The organism is Tsuneonella dongtanensis, assembly GCF_001698205.1.
In the GTDB taxonomy this organism is placed as follows: Bacteria; Pseudomonadota; Alphaproteobacteria; order Sphingomonadales; family Sphingomonadaceae; genus Tsuneonella; species Tsuneonella dongtanensis.
This window is the reverse complement of sequence record NZ_CP016591.1, coordinates 2,822,524-2,839,710: the sequence shown is the minus strand read 5'-3', so window position 1 is coordinate 2,839,710 and position 17,187 is coordinate 2,822,524. Positions and strand designations below refer to the sequence as shown.

At 68.5% G+C, this 17,187-nt stretch carries 15 protein-coding genes; 6 read left to right on the top strand and 9 right to left on the bottom strand.

The features are described from left to right. Nucleotides 1–18: 18 nt before the first annotated feature. The 4 genes from A6F68_RS13795 to A6F68_RS13780 all read left to right on the top strand — a co-directional run bounded on the left by A6F68_RS13795 (nt 19) and on the right by A6F68_RS13780 (nt 3,070). Nucleotides 19–1,326 (top strand): alkaline phosphatase PhoX, encoded by a 1,308-nt coding sequence (locus tag A6F68_RS13795; protein ID WP_067681354.1) that lies wholly within the window; start codon nt 19–21, stop codon nt 1,324–1,326. Between the two features lie 16 nt (nt 1,327–1,342). Then, the gene (locus A6F68_RS13790; RefSeq protein ID WP_067681351.1) at nt 1,343–1,903 is read left to right on the top strand and encodes a TMEM165/GDT1 family protein; all 561 of its coding nucleotides are present in this window, start codon (nt 1,343–1,345) and stop codon (nt 1,901–1,903) included. An 88-nt stretch (nt 1,904–1,991) separates the two neighbouring features. After that, nucleotides 1,992–2,612 (top strand): 6-phosphogluconolactonase, encoded by a 621-nt coding sequence (locus A6F68_RS13785; RefSeq protein ID WP_067681348.1) that lies wholly within the window; start codon nt 1,992–1,994, stop codon nt 2,610–2,612. Further along, a complete protein-coding gene (locus A6F68_RS13780; RefSeq protein ID WP_067681345.1) occupies nt 2,600–3,070 on the top strand; it encodes an NUDIX domain-containing protein in 471 nt (156 codons plus the stop codon). Before A6F68_RS13785 ends, A6F68_RS13780 begins: the two co-directional genes overlap by 13 nt. On the opposite strand, the gene dinB is transcribed toward A6F68_RS13780, so the two are convergent. After that, on the bottom strand, nt 3,067–4,188 hold the full coding sequence (dinB, locus tag A6F68_RS13775; protein ID WP_067681343.1) for a DNA polymerase IV: 1,122 nt from the start codon (nt 4,186–4,188) through the stop codon (nt 3,067–3,069). The two genes, A6F68_RS13780 and dinB, sit on opposite strands and share 4 nt — an antisense overlap. A 9-nt stretch (nt 4,189–4,197) precedes the next feature. After that, a complete protein-coding gene (locus A6F68_RS13770) occupies nt 4,198–5,808 on the bottom strand; it encodes an MFS transporter (RefSeq protein WP_067681340.1) in 1,611 nt (536 codons plus the stop codon). A 101-nt stretch (nt 5,809–5,909) separates the two neighbouring features. Here A6F68_RS13770 and A6F68_RS13765 point away from each other — a divergent pair, with 101 nt between their 5' ends. After that, nucleotides 5,910–7,178: a multidrug effflux MFS transporter gene (locus A6F68_RS13765; protein ID WP_067681337.1), complete on the top strand. Its 1,269-nt coding sequence runs from the start codon at nt 5,910–5,912 to the stop codon at nt 7,176–7,178. 141 nt (nt 7,179–7,319) lie between these two features. Here A6F68_RS13765 and A6F68_RS13760 read toward each other — a convergent pair whose 3' ends face one another. The 7 genes from A6F68_RS13760 to crtY form a co-directional block, all read right to left on the bottom strand. Continuing rightward, complete coding sequence (locus A6F68_RS13760) at nt 7,320–8,870, bottom strand: acyl-CoA carboxylase subunit beta (RefSeq protein ID WP_067681334.1); 1,551 nt, start codon at nt 8,868–8,870, stop codon at nt 7,320–7,322. Between the two features lie 136 nt (nt 8,871–9,006). After that, nucleotides 9,007–10,872, bottom strand: a complete 1,866-nt coding sequence (locus A6F68_RS13755; protein ID WP_067681331.1) for an acetyl/propionyl/methylcrotonyl-CoA carboxylase subunit alpha — start codon at nt 10,870–10,872, stop codon at nt 9,007–9,009. Continuing rightward, nucleotides 10,869–11,351 carry an endonuclease domain-containing protein gene (locus tag A6F68_RS14795; RefSeq protein WP_157096754.1) on the bottom strand — a complete coding sequence of 161 codons (483 nt, stop codon included), beginning with the start codon at nt 11,349–11,351 and terminating at the stop codon, nt 10,869–10,871. Before A6F68_RS14795 ends, A6F68_RS13755 begins: the two co-directional genes overlap by 4 nt. Further along, complete coding sequence (locus A6F68_RS13750) at nt 11,341–12,417, bottom strand: phytoene/squalene synthase family protein (RefSeq protein WP_067681328.1); 1,077 nt, start codon at nt 12,415–12,417, stop codon at nt 11,341–11,343. Before A6F68_RS13750 ends, A6F68_RS14795 begins: the two co-directional genes overlap by 11 nt. 10 nt (nt 12,418–12,427) lie before the next feature. Beyond that, nucleotides 12,428–13,009, bottom strand: a complete 582-nt coding sequence (locus tag A6F68_RS13745; RefSeq protein ID WP_067681325.1) for an LOG family protein — start codon at nt 13,007–13,009, stop codon at nt 12,428–12,430. Continuing rightward, entirely contained in the window at nt 13,006–14,499 is a 1,494-nt protein-coding gene (locus tag A6F68_RS13740) for a phytoene desaturase (protein WP_067681322.1), read from the bottom strand. The genes A6F68_RS13745 and A6F68_RS13740 overlap by 4 nt, the downstream gene beginning before the upstream one ends. Next, nucleotides 14,496–15,677: a lycopene beta-cyclase CrtY gene (gene crtY, locus A6F68_RS13735; RefSeq protein WP_067681319.1), complete on the bottom strand. Its 1,182-nt coding sequence runs from the start codon at nt 15,675–15,677 to the stop codon at nt 14,496–14,498. The genes A6F68_RS13740 and crtY overlap by 4 nt, the downstream gene beginning before the upstream one ends. Nucleotides 15,678–15,805: 128 nt before the next feature. Here crtY and A6F68_RS13730 point away from each other — a divergent pair, with 128 nt between their 5' ends. Continuing rightward, on the top strand, nt 15,806–17,107 hold the full coding sequence (locus tag A6F68_RS13730) for a metal-dependent hydrolase family protein (RefSeq protein ID WP_067681316.1): 1,302 nt from the start codon (nt 15,806–15,808) through the stop codon (nt 17,105–17,107). Nucleotides 17,108–17,187 lie beyond the last annotated feature (80 nt).

The following is a 17,187-nucleotide window of genomic DNA, read 5'->3' as shown; positions in this document are numbered from 1 at the left end:
CAAGAGGGAACGCCTGAAATGACCATGCCGATGCACCGCCGCCGCTTCCTGGAAGCGACCGCCAGCGCTTTCGCGGCGCTCGCCGCAAGCGGCTGCGCCACGACGATGAGCCGCAAGGGCGAGATCGGCTACGGCGGGCTGGTGCCCGATCCGGCAGGCTTCATCGACCTGCCCGAGGGATTCTCGTACCGCGTGCTGTCGCAGCTCGGCGAGAAGATGAGCGACGGCTTCACCGTGCCCGACGCGGCCGACGGCATGGGCTGCTTCGACATCGGCGGCGGCAAGCTGGCACTGGTGCGCAATCACGAGTGTTTCCCCGGCCGTCACGACGGCGGCGGGGTGATGGGCAAGGCCTACGACACCGTGGCCCGCAGCCTCGTGCCGCTGCCCGGGGGGACGACCACCATCGTGCTCGATGCGAAAAGCCTCGCGGTCGAGAAGCAGTATCGCTCGCTCGCGGGCACGATCCGCAACTGCGCGGGTGGCGAGACGCCGTGGGGCAGCTGGCTGACCTGCGAGGAATTCGTTGGCCTGGCCGACGGCAGGATCAACAAGGATCACGGCTGGGTGTTCGAAGTGCCCGCGAAGGCACCGGGCCTCGTCGACCCGATTCCGCTGAAGGCCATGGGCCGTTTCAACCATGAAGCCGCCTGCGTAGATCCGCGGACCGGCGTGGTCTACCTTACCGAGGACCGCGACGATTCGCTGCTCTACCGTTTCATCCCGAAAGTGCAGGGCCGGCTCGCCGAGGGCGGCAAGCTGCAGGCGCTGGTGCTGACCGATGGCGTGCGCGACACGCGCAACTGGGGCGGGGTCGCCTTCGCCCCCTTCAGCAAGCGCGGCGTGCGCTGGATCGACCTTGACGAAGTAGAGGCGCCCAAGGATGACCTGCGCAAGCGCGGCGCTGCTGCCGGCGCGGCGCTGTTCGCGCGCGGCGAGGGCATCTGGATGGGCGACGGCGAGATGTATTTCTGCTGCACCAGCGGCGGCACGGCCAAGCTCGGCCAGATCTTCCGTCTCGACGTCTCGGGCAGCGCGGACGAGTTGCACCTGTTCTTCGAATCGACGAGCCCCGACCAGTTCAACTACGGCGACAACCTGACCATCGCGCCGTGGGGCGACCTGATCGTGTGCGAGGACCAATACAGCGATCCGGTCGACAACTACCTGCGCGGCATCGCGCCTTCGGGTGTCGCCTACCCGCTCGCGCGGCTCCGGGCGCAGACCGAGTGGGCAGGCGCGTGTTTCTCGCCCGACGGCAAGACGCTGTTCGTCAACGTCTACAGCCCGGCCAAGACGCTCGCGATAACCGGCCCCTGGATCTGAGCGCGAGGGGCCGGGAATGGCCGCCGCGTTCCTTCTCGCCCTGACCGCGGTCTTCGCGGTTTCCCTCGGGGGACGCGACCAGCTTCTCATGGCCCGGCTGTCCGACCGGGTCGGCAAGGGCGGCGGGCTGCTCGTCGTCGGGGCGCTGGCGGCGACAGTGTCGGCAATGGCCATGGCCGCGGCGGGACTTGCCCTGACGATCGCGCTTCCCGGCCCGGCGGCAGACATGCTGGTGGCGATCGCGCTGCTCTTCGCCGCGTTCGAACTCGCGTGGCAGCGGCCCGCGCGCCTGCCCGAGGAGCCGACGCGGTCGCTTTTCGCCTCCTTCATCGTCCTCCTCGCCCGGCAACTGGGTGACGCGGCGCGGTTCTGCGTCTTCGCATTTGCCGCCGGAGGATCGGCCTGGATCGCCGGGGCGGGCGGGGCCGTTGGCGGTACTGCGGCGCTGGCGCTGGGCATTGCGCTTGGCAGCGAACTCGATCGCTGGCCGCTTCGCCCCATCCGCCTGGCGCTTGCCGCGCTCCTTGCGGGGACCGCGGTCTGGACCGGCCTTGCGGCGCGCGGCATCGTGGGCTGATCGGGGTCGCGAGACAGCGGATACGAATTTATCGGTGTGCGGCGTCGGCCGGACTGTCTGACGCCGCGCGTTCTGCTATCGGACACGGATGGACAACCTTTCCATCGTTGAAGGCGCCGACGACGCCGCAATCGCCGACTGGCTGGCGCGCGTGCTGGCAGAGGCGCTCGCCGCGACCGGGGGACCAGTGGCGATCACCGTGCCTGGCGGCTCGACGCCTTTCCCGATCCTCGAACGGATGGCAGCGATGCCGCTCGACTGGACGCGGGTAACCGTCTGGCCGGGGGACGACCGGGTGGTGCCAGAGGATCATCCGGCATCGAACACCGGCCGCATCCGCGCGCTGCTGGAACCGGCCGGTGCCGAAGTTGTCACGCTGACCGAGATGGAAGCCGTGCCGCGCTTCGCGATCGCATGGCTGGGCATGGGAGAGGACGGCCACGTCGCTTCGCTTTTCCCGAACACCGATCCGCGCGTGGACGAGCCCGCATCGATCCGTCGCCTGACCCCCCATCCCCTGCCGCCCGAAGCGCCGTTCGACCGCATCAGCCTGACGCTTCCCGCCTTGCTCGCGTCCGACCGGCTCGTCTTCGTGATCCGGGGAGAGGGGAAGCGGGCGGTGTTCGACGCGGCGGTGCGCGGCGAGCACGACCTGCCCGTCGCGCGGTTGCTGGGGGCGGCCAGACAGCCGGTGACATGCTTCACCTGATCCCCCGCCCGCTGCACCGGATGGCGCTGCGCTGGGCGCACGCCCTGCGTCATCGCTGGCGCAGGTTCGTCCGGGTGCGGCTGGCCGGGGTCTCGGTCATCGTCACCGATCTCGAAGGTCGTCTGCTGCTGGTCCGGCACAGCTATGGTCCGGGTGGGTGGGCGCTGCCGGGTGGGGGGATGGGCAGGGGCGAGGATGCGCTCGACGCCGCGCGGCGCGAAGTGCTGGAGGAGGTCGGGTGCCTGCTCGAGAGCGTGCGCACGCTGGAAAGCATCGAGGAGGTTATTTCCGGATCGCCGCACACGGCCTGGCTGGTGACCGGCGTGACGCAGGATCACCCCCGGCCCGACAAGCGCGAAGTGATCGAGGCGCGTTTCTTCCCGATGCATTCGCTGCCCGAGCCGTTGACGCCGCTTACCCGCAAGCGGGTCGACGTCTGGCGCCGGTTCCTCGGCTAGAGCAGCGAAAGCTGCGCCTCGTCGCGGGGGCGCTCCTCCGCGCCGCCCCGTTCGAGGTTCGACAGCGTCAGGCCCATCAGGCGGATCGGCAGCGGCAGGGGCAGAGCCTCGTCGAGCAGCGCCCGCGCCACGCTGGCGAAGGTCGCCTTGTCGGCAACGGCCGCGGGCAGCGACTTCGCGCGGGTGGAAATCTGGAAGTCGGTGTACTTCATCTTCAGCGTGACCGTGCGGCCCTTGGCCTGGGTCCGCTCGATCGATTCCCAGACGATATCGATGATGTTTTCCAGCGTCTCGCGCAGCGCCGTCCCGCTCGAGATGTCCTCGCTGAAAGTGCGTTCGCTGCCGACCGACTTGCGGATACGGTTGGCACGCACCGGCCTGAGGTCGATGCCGCGCGCCGCCCGGAACAGGTAGTCGGCCATCGAACCGAAGTGCGCGCGCAGCCAAGCGAGGTCCTTTGCGGCAAGGTCGGCGCCGGTCTCGATGCCGAGACGCGCCATCTTCTCCGCGCCCTTGGGCCCGACCCCGTGGAAACGGCGGACGGGCAGCGACTGGACGAACGCAGCTCCTTCGCCCGGGCGAATCACGCACAGTCCGTCGGGCTTGTTCTGGTCGCTCGCTAGCTTGGCGAGGAACTTGTTGTAGCTCACCCCTGCGCTCGCGGTGAGGCGGGTCTCCTCGCGGATGCGGCGGCGGATCTCCTCGGCGATGAGGGTCGCGCTGCCGATGCCCTTCAGGTCGTCGGTGACGTCGAGATAGGCCTCGTCGAGCGAGAGCGGTTCGACGTGGGGCGTGTAGTCGCGGAAGATCGCGCGGATCTGCTGCGACACCTCCTTGTAGACCTCGAACCGGTGCTTGACGAAAATGAGGTCGGGGCAGAGCCGCTTGGCGGTGATTGAGGGCATCGCGCTGCGCACGCCGAACTTGCGCGCCTCGTAGCTCGCCGCCGCGACCACTCCCCGTCCGCCCGACCCGCCGACCGCGACGGGCTTGCCCCGCAGCTCGGGATGGTCGCGCTGCTCGCAGCTCGCGAAGAAGGCATCCATGTCGACGTGGATGATCTTGCGCAGGCCCGAAGATTCCTGGGCCGCTTCGCCTTCCTCGTCGTCCTCGCTCATCGCGCAAGCTTAGGACGGCGCGGGCGATTCCTCCACATGGTCGACGCGGCGGCGGAAGGTTTCGGGCAGGAACAGCAAACCCACCACCAGCGTCAGCGCGGCAATCCCGATCGGATACCAGAGGCCCGCGTAGATATCGCCCGTCGTCGCGACCATCGCGAAGGCGATCGTCGGCAGGAAACCGCCGAACCAGCCGTTGCCGATGTGATAGGGCAGGCTCATCGCGGTGTAGCGGATGCGCGCGGGGAAAAGCTCGACCAGCAACGCGGCGATCGGGCCATAGACCATCGTCACGAGCAGCACGAGCGCGGTGAGGATCGCGACCACGAGCGGGGTGTCGACTGCGGCCGGGTCGGCTTTTTCGGGATAGCCGGCTTCCGCGAGCGCAGCGGCGAGGTCCGGCGCGGCGCCTGGAGCAGCCCGCAGGGTCGCGTTCCCGATCCGCACGATGGCCGCGTCACCGTGATCCGCGTCCTCGTTGGCGTAAGGCACACCCGCCTTGGCCAGCGCGGACTTGGCGATGTCGCAGCCGGTCCGGTCGAACTTGGTCTTGCCGATCGGGTCGAACTGGACCGAGCAGGTCGCGGGGCTCGCCTCGACCACTACCGGCGCGCGCGCCTGCGCTTCGGCCAGCGCCGGATTGGCCGCGCTCGTCAGCGCACCGAACAGCGGGAAATAGAGCAGCACCGCGAGCGCGCAGCCGGCGAGGATGATCGGCTTGCGCCCGACCTTGTCGCTCAGCCAGCCGAAGAACACGAAGAACGGGGTCCCGATCGCCAGCGCCACCGCGATCAGGACGTTGGCGGTCGCACCGTCGACCTTCAGGATTTTTTCCAGGTAGAACAGTGCATAGAACTGCCCGGTGTACCAGACGACCGCCTGACCCGCGACCGCGCCGAGCAGCGCCACCAGCACCCATTTGAGGTTCCGCCAGCGACCGAACGCTTCCGTCAGCGGCGCCTTCGAGGTTTCGCCTTCATCTTTCATCGCCTGGTAGACCGGACTTTCGGCAAGCTGGAGGCGGATCCACAGCGATACGATCAGCAAGACTGCCGAAATCAGGAACGGGACGCGCCAGCCCCAGTCGGCAAATGCCTCCTCGCCCATCGCGGTCCGAAGGCCGATCACCACGAGCAGCGCGGCAAAGAGCCCGAGCGTGGCGGTGGTCTGGATGAAGCTGGTATAGAGCCCGCGCCTGCCATCGGGCGCGTGCTCGGCCACGTAGGTCGCGGCGCCGCCGTATTCGCCGCCGAGCGCGAGGCCCTGGATGAGGCGCAGCGCGACCAGCAGGATCGGGGCGGCTACCCCGATGCTCGCGTAGCTCGGCAGCAGGCCCACCGCGAAGGTTGCCGCGCCCATCAGACCCATGGTGACGAGGAAGGTATACTTGCGCCCGACGAGGTCGCCGACGCGCCCGAACACGAGCGCGCCGAAGGGTCGTACCGCAAACCCTGCGGCGAAGGCGCCGAGAGCGAGGATGAAGCCGGTCGTCTCGTTCACCCCGGAAAAGAACTGCGCCGAGATCACCGTCGCGAGCAGCCCGTAGAGGTAGAAATCGTACCATTCGAACACCGTCCCCAATGACGATGCGACGATCACTTTCGCGTGGTTGCGATCCATCCGGCCCCTCCGATCCCGCGCGAGTGGTCGCCCGCTTCCCGATTGAAGTCAAACGGTGAAACCGCTTTCCATGGTGCGCTGCAACAGGCATGGCGCGGGCCATGAATGGGGCAATCCACGCGAGTCACGGACGCGAGCGGTCGATCGGCCGCGCGGAATTCGTTGCGCTCATGGCCGCCATCATGAGCCTCGGCGCGCTGGCGATCGACGGCATGCTGCCCGCGCTCGACGAAATCGCGGCGACGTTCGGCGTCGACGATCCCAACCGGCGGCAGCTGGTCGTCGGCGTGTACCTGCTCGCGGGCGGAGTCGGATGCCTCGTGCCCGGCAGCCTGTCCGACCGGTTCGGCCGCCGCCCGCTGCTCTTCGCCGCGTTCGGGTTCTACGTCGTCACCTCGCTGCTGTGCGCCATCGCGCCGAGCTACGACGCATTGCTGGCCCTGCGCGTGATCCAGGGGCTCGGCACGGCGGGACTCGGCGTGATCCCCGCGGCGATCATCCGCGACCGCTTCGAAGGCGACGCGATGGCGCGGCTGATGAGCACGATCTTCATCGTCTTCATGGTCGTGCCGGTGCTGGCGCCGACTTTCGGCCAGGCGATCCTGACCTTCGCCGACTGGCCGTGGGTCTTCGTCGGCATGGCCGCGCTCGCCGCGCTGGTCGCATCATGGACATGGGCGCGGCTCCCCGAAACGCTCGCCGCGGAGGACCGCCAGCCGCTCGATTTCCGCAGCGTGGCGCAGAACCTGCCGCTGACCTTCCGCACGCGCGAGGCGATCGGATACGTGCTCGGCAGCGGCCTCGTGTTCGGGGCGATGTTCGGCTACATCAACAGCTCGCAGCAGCTCGTCGGCGAACATTTCGGCGCGGGCGACGACTTCCCGTTCATCTTCGGCGCCACCGCCTCGACGCTCGCGGTGTCGAGCTTCCTCAACTCGCGCATCGTCGAGAAATTCGGCGCGCGCCGGGTGAGCCACTCGGCGCTGGTCATCTTCATCGTCGTTTCCGCCGCGCAGGTCTGGGCGTCGCTCTATCGCGGGGAATCGCTCGAACTGTTCGTGCCGCTGATGGCGGCGAACCTGTGCCTGCTGGGCTTCATGGGCGCGAACTTCGGCTCGATCGCGATGCAGCCGTTCAGCGAGACCGCGGGCGCGGCGTCGAGCGCGCAGGCCTTCGTGCGCATGTCGATGGGCGCGATCCTGGGGATCGCTATCGGCCAGCTCTACGACGACAGCGCGCGCCCGATGGCCTTCGCGCTGCTGACCTGCAGCCTGCTGTCGCTCACCCTCGTGCTGTTCAGCGAGCGCGGGGTGTTGTTCCGGCGGCCGAGGGATGCGCGCAAGTACCTCGCCGCGCACGGGATATATTGATCCTCCCCGGAACGGGGAGGGGGACCACACGGAGTGTGGTGGAGGGGCACCTTCGGATTGGAAGGACCTTGCGAGGTCACGCCATCGGCCTGTGCCCCTCCACCATGCTGCGCATGGTCCCCCTCCCCCGATGGGGGAGGATTATTCCGCCCCCAGCCTCCGCCAAGCCAGCCCGGCGAATTCGCACAGCAGCGGGCGGGTGTCCCGCGGGTCGATGATGTCCTCGACGTTGAAGCGCTCGGCGCTGCGGAAAGGGCTGGTGACCTTGGCGAGGCGGGCCTTGATCGCTTCCAGCTCCGCCGCGGGGTCCTCCGCTGCCTCGATCTCGGACTTGTAGGCGACCTCCAGCCCGCCTGCGATGGGCAAGGATCCCCAGTCGCCCGAGGGCCAGCAGTAGCGGTATTGGTAGGTGTCGGCGTTCGACATGGCGCTGCCTGCGATGCCGTAGGCGCGGCGCATGACGATGCTCGCCAGCGGCACGGTCGCCTTGTAGATCGCGTTCATCGCCTGGACGCCGTAGCGGATCGTGCCCGCCATTTCCGCCTCGCGCCCGATCATGAAGCCGGGGTTGTCGACGAGGTGGACGATGGGCAGGCGGAACAGGTCGGCGAGCTTGACCCAACGCTCGACCTTCTCGGAGGTCTTGGCGTCCCACGATCCGCCGAGGAAACTCGGGTCGCTCGCGAGCACCATCACCGGCCACCCGTCGAGCCGGGCGAGGGCGGTGATAGCCGCCCGGCCCCAGTTCTTGCCGATCTCGAACACGGTGCCCTTGTCGAACACCAGGTCCATCGCGCGGCGCATCGAATAGACCTGCTTGTCGCCGCGCGGGACGAGGGAGAGCAGCGCCTCCTCGCGGCGATCGGCGGGGTCTCCGGTCTCGATGCGGCGGGCGGGCTGGCCGGCGTATTCGGGCATGAACGAGAGGAAATGCCGCGCGCGGGCGAACGCTTCGGCCTCGCTGGCGACCTCGTCGTCGACCACGCCGTTGCGGGTGTGGATCTCGCTGCCGCCGAGCGCTTCCTTGGCCTCTTCGTGACTGGCCGCGCCGCCTTTCCAGCTCTCGCCGAGCGCGTCGACCACGGCGGGCCCCGCCGCGAAAATCTGGCTCAAGCCCCGCACCATCACCGAATAGTGGCTCGCCGCGATCCGCGCGGCGCCGAGCCCTGCCGTCGGGCCGAGCGAGAGCGCGACCACCGGTACGGTGTCGAGGTTCTTCACCACCTCGCCCCACATGTGCACCGCGGGGATGTAGGTCGCGCCGATCATCTCGAGCGTCTTGACCGAGCCGCCACCGCCGGTGCCGTCGATCATGCGGACGATCGGCAGGCGCAGCTCGTGCGCCATCTTCTCGGCCTGCTCCATCTTGCGCCCGATCCCCGCATCCGCCGCGCCGCCGCGAATGGTGAAGTCGTCCGCGGTGGCGACCACCGGCCGCCCGTTGATCGTCGCCTTGCCGAACAGGAAGGGGGCGGGGACGACGCCGGTGAGCTCGCCGTTCTCGTCGTAGGAGCCCTTGCCGGCGATCTTGCCGATCTCGCGGAAACTGCCCGGATCGACCAGCGCCGCCAACCGCGCGCGCGCGTCCATCTTGCCGCGTCCGTGCTGCCGGGCGACCTTGTCCGCGCCGCCCATTTCCTCGGCCAGCGCTTCACGACGGCGCAGTTCCTCGAGTTCCTTCGCCCAGGTCATGAATCCTCCCCGGCACGGGGAGGGGGACCACACGAAGTGTGGTGGAGGGGTACGCGCCAATGGCGTTCCGCCAGCGGAGGGGGCCCCTCCACCCCGCCGCTTCGCGTCGCGGTCCCCCTCCCCGTTCCGGGGAGGATCACTCCGCAGCCTCCACCCGCGCCAGCAGCGCCTCGACCTGCACCTGGCTGCCCTCGCCGACCGAAAGCTCGGCCACCGTCCCGTCGAACGGCGCGGTGAGGGCGTGCTCCATCTTCATCGCCTCGAGCACCATCAGCCGCTGCCCCGCGGTGACGGTATCGCCTTCGGCCACATCGACCGCGATGACCTTGCCCGGCATGGGGGCGATGATGTCGCCGTCGTGGGCGGAGTGGGTGCCGGTGCCGCGTTCTGCGAGCGCAAACTTAAATGGCTGCCCTTCGTCGAAAACGATGAGGCCGTCGCCTTCTCCGTAAACGGGGAGTCCGAGGTCTTCTTCGTCCGAGATTTCGATGACGCGACTATCGTCGCCATGACGCATCGCAACGGACAACCGAGGCTCTCGATTGAGGCGGAACCCTGTAAGCGAACCGAACTCTTCCTTCGCTTCGTTCAAGATGGCGCGTGCGGCCTCGTCCCAAGCGTGTGGAAAAGGGTTGGGGTGCGGTATGACTCTATCGAGGTGGCGCTCGATGTAGCCGGTGTCGATAGCGTCGCCCTCAAAGAAATCGTGGCTGAGAATCAGGTTGAACAGGAATGTGGCGTTGGTCTTCACGGGCCAGATCGCCATTTCGTCGAACATATCGGCGAGTGCCCGGATGGCATCTTGGCGGGTCTCTCCCGTGCCAATCAGCTTCGCGATCATGGGATCGTAGAATGGCGACACTTCGCCGCCCTGTTCCACTCCGGTTTCGATGCGGCCTTCGTCGCCCAGATCGAAAATCTCCAATGGCCCCGTGCTCGGCAAAAATCCCTTCGCCGGGTCCTCGGCATAAAGCCGCGCTTCCATCGCCCAGCCGTCGATACGCAGCTCCTCCTGCTTGAGCGGCACCGGCTCGCCGCTCGCGACCCTGAGCTGCCATTCCACCAGATCCACCCCGGTGATCTCCTCGGTCACCGGGTGTTCGACCTGGAGGCGGGTATTCATCTCCATGAAGAAGATGCGGTCGGCGCGCAGGCCCTCGCTGGCGTCGGCGATGAATTCGATCGTGCCGGCGCCCTCGTAGTCGACCGCCTTGGCGGCGCGGACGGCGGCGGCGCAGATCGCTTCGCGGGTCGCCTCGTCCATGCCGGGGGCGGGGGCTTCCTCGATCACCTTCTGGTGGCGGCGCTGCAATGAGCAGTCGCGTTCGAACAGGTGGACGACGTTGCCGTGGCTGTCGCCGAAGACCTGCACCTCGATATGGCGGGGCGAGGTGATCCACTTTTCGAGCAGCACCTCGTCGTTGCCGAAGCTCGCCGCGGCCTCGCGGCGGCACGATTGCAGCGCGGCTTCGAAGTTTTCGGGCGCGTCGACCTTGCGCATTCCCTTGCCGCCGCCGCCCGCGACCGCCTTGATCAGGACGGGGTAGCCGATCGCGTCGGCCTCGGCCTTGAGGCGCTCGGGCGACTGGTCCTCGCCCTCGTACCCCGGGGTCACCGGCACGCCGGCGGCGCGCATCAGCTTCTTGGCCGCGTCTTTGAGGCCCATCGCCTCGATGCTTGTCGGTTTCGGCCCGACCCAGATCAGCCCCGCCGCGATCACGCTGCGCGCAAAATCGGCGTTCTCCGACAGGAACCCGTAGCCCGGATGGATGGCGTCCGCCCCGGTCTCTTTCGCCGCGGCAATGATCTTCTCCCCGACGAGATAGCTTTCCGCCGCGGGCGAGGGGCCGATGTGCACCGCCTCGTCGGCGCTGCGCACGTGCAGCGCCTTCGCATCGGCATCCGAATAGACCGCGACCGTCGCGATCCCCATCGCGCGCGCAGTGCGCATGATGCGGCAGGCGATCTCGCCGCGGTTGGCGATCAAGAGCTTGGTGATCATAATTCCTCCCCGGCACGGGGAGGGGGACCGTCCGCGCCAGCGGATGGTGGAGGGGGCCCGGCATCGCGGCAGGCCTCGACAATAGCTTTCACGCAACTCTCCAGATCGCTCAGCACTTCCCGCGCCGGGATGCGCAATACGCGGAAGCCTCGTTGCATGAGAAACCGGTCACGTTGCAAGTCGCGCCGTGGCGCATCGCCGCGATCATGGGAGCTTCCATCGATTTCGATGGCCGTCCGAGACGCGAGGCAGGCGAAGTCCAGGGTATAAGGTGCTTGCGGGAATTGGCGACGGAACTTGAAGCCGCCGGGCCTCTTCCTGAGTTCCTGCCACAGCAATACTTCGGGAAGGGACATCTCGGAGCGCAGCCTTCGTGCTCGCTTCACCTGCTTAATCGGTTGGGCCAGCACGTCGGGCGGGCCCCCTCCACCGTGCTGCGCACGGTCCCCCTCCCCGTGCCGGGGAGGATCAGTCGCCATCCGGCAGCGGCTCCATGTTCGGCGCGGGGATCGGCTGGCTCATCCGCACGTCGATCAGGATCTGCCCGCGCGACCACTGCGGGGCCTCGCCGGGCTCCTCCGGCTTGTTCCGCACCGCTTCCCAGAACGCCGCGGACACGTGGCGCAGCTTCTCCGTCCGGCCGATGACCACGCGGTTGTCCCACGCATGGGGCCCGAGTTCCGCCACCCGCCGCCCGATCGCGCCGTAGATGCGCGCGGCGGCGAGCACAGCCCAGCGGCTGCGGAACGGCAGCTGTGCCGCGCCCAGCCGCGCCCACGCCTCGTGCCGCTCCATCCGCCGGATCAGCCGCGCGACGATGTCGGCGAGCTCCTGCCGGTGGTGCGGGTGCATGATCATGCCGGGCTCGATGTCCTCCTCGACCATCCATTCGAGCGGCAGGTAGCGGCGGTCGGCCTTGTCGTCCTCGGCCACGTCGCGGGCGATGTTGGCGAGCTGGAAGGCGAGGCCGAGGTCGCACGCGCGGTCGAGCATCCAGCTGTCGGTGCGGTCGACGCCCATGACGACGGCCATCATCACCCCGACGGCGCCCGCGACGTGGTAGCAGTAGCGCGCGAGATCCGCCTCGCTGCGCGGGCGCCAGTCCTTGGCGTCGAGCTCGAAGCCCATGATGACGTCCTCGGCCATCTCGCGGGTGAGGCCGCATTCGCGCGCGACCAGGCCGAAAGCGTCGAACGCCGGGTCGGCGGTCGGCAGCCCGTCGAGCGCACGCTCGGTGAGCAGGCGGATCGCGGTCAGGCGGCGTTCGGCGCCCTCCTGCTCGCCCAGCGTGCCGCCGTGGTCCTGGTTGTCGGCCAGGTCGTCGCAGCGGCGGCACCAGGCGTAGAGCAGCCAGACCTTTTCGCGCGTGTCGCGGTCGAACAGCCGGCTTGCGAGCGAGAAGCTCTTGGAACCGCGGGCGATCGACTTTTCGGCATAGTCGACGAGGTCGTCCCATTCGCGCCCGCCGCCGGCTTGTGCAGGCGTGGCGCGCAGGATGCGACTGGGCGCCAGCATCCGCGGGACGATGCGCCGAGGGCGTCTCATCTGGACGGCCTCATAGGTCGCTGGCCTTCATCGCGAAGATCGGGGTGTGCGGCTGGTAGGCGGCCATCCGGTCGAGCAAGCCGGGCAGGCTCTCGTCGGCGATGATGATGCCCTGGTGCGCCGGGCGCACGAAGCCGACCTCGGCCATGTGGCGGTTGAACGCGATCAGGTGATCGTAGAACCCGAAGGCGTTGAGCAGGCCCACCGGCTTCTGGTGATAGCCGAGCTGCGCCCAGCTTACCGCTTCCCACAATTCGTCCATGGTCCCCACTCCGCCCGGAATGGTGACGAAACCGTCGGAAAGGTCGGTAAAGCGCTGTTTACGCTCGTGCATTCCCGACACGGTGTAGAGCTCTGTACAGTCGTGGTTCGCGACTTCGGAATTGGCGAGCGCTTCGGGGATCACGCCGATGACTTCGCCCCCGCCCTCGAGCGCGCCCGCGGCGACCGCGCCCATCAGGCCGAGCCGTCCGCCGCCGTATACCAGCCCGATGCCGCGCCCGGCCAGCTCCCGCCCGACGTCGTGCGCGAGCTCGATATACCGCTGGTCGGACGGCGAGGCCGATCCGCAATAGACGGCGAGGCGCTTCACTTAGAGAGATCCTCCAGCATCAGCCCCGCGGTCGCCTTGGCGCTGCCGACGACGCCGGGGATGCCGGCGCCCGGGTGGGTGCCCGCGCCGACGAGGTAGAAGTTCTCGATCACGTCGTCGCGGTTGTGCCCGCGGAACCACGCGCTCTGGGTCAGGATCGGCTCGAGCGAAAAGGCGCTGCCCATGTGGGCGTTGAGGTCGAGCGAGAAATCGCGCGGCGCGTAGTGGAACTTGGTCACGATCCGGTCGTGGATGTCGGGGATCAGCCGGCGGCCGACCTCGTCGAGGATGCGTTTTTCCAGCATGGGGCCGACCGTTTCCCAGTCGACCGTCAGCTTGCCCATGTGCGCGACCGGGACCAGCGCGTAGAACGTGCTCTTGCCTGGCGGCGCCATGCTCGGATCGGTCACCGTGGGGTGGTGCAGATAGATCGAGAAATCCTGCGGCAGCACGCCGTGCTCGTAGATGTCCTCGAGCAGGCCCTTGTAGCGCGGGCCGAACAGGATCGCATGGTGCGGGATGCCCGGCCACGTGCCTTCGAGCCCGAAATGGACGACGAACAGCGACGGACTGAAGCGCTTGCGCGCGAGGCTCTTGGCCTGGTCCTTGCCCCGCTTGGTCTTGCCGAGCAGGTCGCGGTACGAGTGCATGATGTCGGCATTGCTGGCGACGGCGTTGAAGCGCTCGCGCCAGCCGCTCTGGGTCTCGACCTCGGTCGCCGTGGTGCCGATGGTGTGGATGCGGGTGACCGGATCGTGGAGGCGCATGGTGCCGCCCAGCCGCTCGAAATGGCGGACCATCGCCGCGACGAGCCGGTTGGTGCCGCCGCGCGCCCACCACACGCCGCCGTCCTTTTCCAGCTTGTGGATCAGCGCGTAGATCGCGCTCGTGGTCATCGGGTTGCCGCCGACGAGGAGGGTGTGGAACGACAGCGCTTCGCGCAGCTTCTCGCTCTTCACATAGCTCGAGACCATCGAATAGACGCTGCGCCACGCCTGGTACTTGGCGAGCGCGGGCGCGGCCTTGATCATGCTCGCGAAGTCGAGGAACGGCACGTTGCCGAGCTTGACGTAGCCTTCCTCGAACACGCCCGCGGAATAACGAAGGAAATCCTCGTACCCGGCCAGGTCGCCCGGCGCGACGCGGTCGATCTCCGCCCGGAGCGAGTTCTCGTCGTTCGAATAGTCGAAGTTGGTTCCGTCGGGCCAGTTCAGCCGGTAGAACGGCATGACCGGCATCAGCTCGACGTCTTCGGCCATGTCGTGGCCCGACAGCGCCCACAGCTCCTTGAGGCAGTCGGGATCGGTGATCACGGTCGGGCCGGCGTCGAAGGTGAAGCCGTCGCGCTCCCAGAAGTAACCGCGTCCGCCGGGCTTGTCGCGCGCCTCGACCACGGTGGTCTTCACCCCGGCCGATTGCAGCCGGATCGCGAGCGCGAGCCCGCCGAACCCGGCACCGATCACGCAGGCGGTCTTGTTCTCGATGGTCAAGCGGCTTTCCTTGTCAGCGGGGTTCCGTGGGTGCCGAGCGCGCGCAGCGCCCCGAGCACCGGCACGGGGGGTTTGCCGCACAGCACCCGCGCCATGTCGGCTGGGGTGGAGCGGCCGGAATAGAAACGTTCGATCACGGGTTGGGGCAGGCGGTAGACGAGTGCGAAGGCACGGTAGCGTTCCTCGGGGGTTCCGGCGCCGAACATCATCCGCCCGAGCCGCCGGTAGAACGCGGTCCGCCGCCAGTGGTTTCGCGCCCGCGCTTCCATCAGCGCGGCGAGCTGTGTGCCCGGCAGGTCGCTTTCGGCGGCGATGGCGAGCGCGGTCTCGACCGCGAAGGGCAGGGTGTAGCTGGTGAGCGGATGGACGAACCCGCCGCGCGCGCCGATCCTCGCCACGCCGTCCACGCGGTGCGCGGCCTGGAACGCGGCAAAGTCTCCCCCGGTGATGACCGGCAGCACGCCGGTTTCGAACTCGATCGGGTCGCCGTCCCACCCGCGCGTGGCGCAATACCGGTCGATCCGCGCCGACAGCGCCGAACGGTCGAGATCGGGCGCGTCGTCGTAATAAGTGTCCTCGACGAACAGCTCGTCCGCGCCCAGCGGCAGCGAATAGACGAAGCGGCACGAGCCGTGCTGCTCGACCTTCGCATCCATCACGATGGGCCGGTCGAGGCCGTGCGGCGCATGCGTCCGCAGGCGGCGACCGAGGAAGACCTGCCAGCCGCCTTCGAGATGGGGGGCGGAATCGATTCCGCGCGCGTCGATCACGCAGCGCGCATCGATCCGGGTCCCGTCGGCAAGGTCGATCCCGCGCGCATCGAGAGCAGCGATGGTCCGCCGGGTGGCGACCGCGTCGGCCGGCAGCAGGCGGCGCAGCGCCGCATCGAAATCCACCGACGCCAGCGAGTTGTACCCGGTCGAAAGGGTCCGGGCGAAAGCGGGGAACCGGACCTCGTACCCGCTCCATGCCGTAGTCCGGAACGGCGCGAGCAACGCTGCGCCTTCGTCGGTCAGGTCGGAGGAGAACCAGCTCCACCGGTGATGCCCGCCCAGGGTCTCGCCGCTTTCCACCAGGGCGATGCGCAGTTCGGGGCGCGCGACGTGGATTGCGAGCGCGGCCAGCCCGCCCGCAAGCCCTCCGCCGGCAATCGCCACATCGATCATGCGCCCGCTCATTGTGGCCAAGCCCTAGGGCGCATCGCGCCATGGGGCAATCGCCATGCGGGACGATCTTTCGCCAGCCCCTTTTCTCCCGGCGACTGGCCGCTAGAAGATCCCCCGAGAGTCGCAAGGGAAGCAATGACATGAGAGGATTAGGCAGGCTGGCGTGCGCGGCGGCGGCGTTGGCGATCGGGATTTCGGCGCAGGTGTCGTCGGCGCAGGAAGCCGCGCCGCGGACCACGGTCATCCATGCGGACCGGGTGGTGGTCGACGCGCAATCCCCCGTGCGCGGGCAATCCACGGTGATCGTCACAGACGGCCGGATCGTCGGCATCGAGGACGGCTTCGTCGACGGGCCCGTGGGTGCGGAGATGGTCCACCTTGCCGGCAAGACGCTCGTCCCCGGCCTGACCGACCTGCACACGCATATTTCCGGCGACCCAACCGGCGAATACTGGCGGGCGGCGATCGATCCGCCCGAATGGTTCACGATGCTCGCGGTCAAGAACGCGGGCAAGACGGTCCGCGCCGGGTTCACCACGATCCGCGACCTGGGCTCGCGCACCCCGCAGGTCACGCAGGCACTGCGCCGCGCGACCGCCGAGGGCCTCGTCGTTGGTCCGCGCGTGGTCACCTCGGGCCAGACGATCGCGATCGTCGGCGGGCATGGCGACACCAGCGGGTTCCGTTCCGACGTCAACGACCTGCTCGCCTCCGGTATGGCCTGCACCGGCCCCGTCGAATGCGCCGAGAAAGTGCGCCGCGCCTCCAAGGCTGGCGCGGACCTCGTCAAGATCACCGCGACCGGGGGCGTGCTCAGCCAGCAGGGCCGCGGGCTCGAAGCGCACTTCACCGACGCCGAGATGCAGTCGATCGTCGACACCGCGAAGACGCTCGGGCTCAATGTGGCCGCTCACGCGCACGGCGCGCGGGGGATCGAGGCGGCGAGCCGGGCGGGCGTGCAGACGATCGAGCACGGCACCTACCTCGACGACGGCGCGATCGCGGAGATGAAGAAGAACGGCACCGTCCTGATCCCCACGCTGATGGCGTTCCAGGGCATCAGCCAGCGGCTGGGCAAGGGCGTCTACACCCCGGTCGTGGAGACCAAGGTGCGCGCGGTCGCTGATGCGGCGGGCGTGTTCCTGCGCAAGGCGCTGAAGGCGGGGGTCAAGGTTGCCTTCGGCACCGACGCCGGGGTGTTCGAGCACGGCCTCAACGCGCGCGAATTCGGCCTGATGATGGCGCAGGGAATGTCGAGCCGCGATGCGCTTGCCGCCGCCACCACCGGGGCAGCCGAAGTGCTCGGCCTGTCGGGCGAGATCGGCCGCATCGCGCCGGGTTATTCGGCCGACATCATCGCGGTCGAGGGCGACCCGACGCAAGACGCCCGCGTGCTCGAGAAGGTGGACTGGGTCATGGCCCGCGGCCGCGTGATCGACTGAAGCGGGCAGACGCGTCTCGTCGGGCGGGGTCGCGCGTTCGTCGAGCCGCCCGTTGCGGCACAGCGCGGGTCGATAAGGCC

What these genes read in the sequence shown, in the direction of transcription:
- A6F68_RS13795 (WP_067681354.1), top strand. Translation starts at nt 19, where the DNA reads ATGACCATGCCGATGCACCGCCGCCGCTTCCTGGAAGCGACCGCCAGC.
- A6F68_RS13790 (WP_067681351.1), top strand. Translation starts at nt 1,343, where the DNA reads ATGGCCGCCGCGTTCCTTCTCGCCCTGACCGCGGTCTTCGCGGTTTCC.
- A6F68_RS13785 (WP_067681348.1), top strand. Translation starts at nt 1,992, where the DNA reads ATGGACAACCTTTCCATCGTTGAAGGCGCCGACGACGCCGCAATCGCC.
- A6F68_RS13780 (WP_067681345.1), top strand. Translation starts at nt 2,600, where the DNA reads ATGCTTCACCTGATCCCCCGCCCGCTGCACCGGATGGCGCTGCGCTGG.
- dinB (WP_067681343.1), bottom strand. Translation starts at nt 4,188, where the DNA reads ATGAGCGAGGACGACGAGGAAGGCGAAGCGGCCCAGGAATCTTCGGGC.
- A6F68_RS13770 (WP_067681340.1), bottom strand. Translation starts at nt 5,808, where the DNA reads ATGGATCGCAACCACGCGAAAGTGATCGTCGCATCGTCATTGGGGACG.
- A6F68_RS13765 (WP_067681337.1), top strand. Translation starts at nt 5,910, where the DNA reads ATGAATGGGGCAATCCACGCGAGTCACGGACGCGAGCGGTCGATCGGC.
- A6F68_RS13760 (WP_067681334.1), bottom strand. Translation starts at nt 8,870, where the DNA reads ATGACCTGGGCGAAGGAACTCGAGGAACTGCGCCGTCGTGAAGCGCTG.
- A6F68_RS13755 (WP_067681331.1), bottom strand. Translation starts at nt 10,872, where the DNA reads ATGATCACCAAGCTCTTGATCGCCAACCGCGGCGAGATCGCCTGCCGC.
- A6F68_RS14795 (WP_157096754.1), bottom strand. Translation starts at nt 11,351, where the DNA reads ATGGCGACTGATCCTCCCCGGCACGGGGAGGGGGACCGTGCGCAGCAC.
- A6F68_RS13750 (WP_067681328.1), bottom strand. Translation starts at nt 12,417, where the DNA reads ATGAGACGCCCTCGGCGCATCGTCCCGCGGATGCTGGCGCCCAGTCGC.
- crtY (WP_067681319.1), bottom strand. Translation starts at nt 15,677, where the DNA reads ATGAGCGGGCGCATGATCGATGTGGCGATTGCCGGCGGAGGGCTTGCG.
- A6F68_RS13730 (WP_067681316.1), top strand. Translation starts at nt 15,806, where the DNA reads ATGAGAGGATTAGGCAGGCTGGCGTGCGCGGCGGCGGCGTTGGCGATC.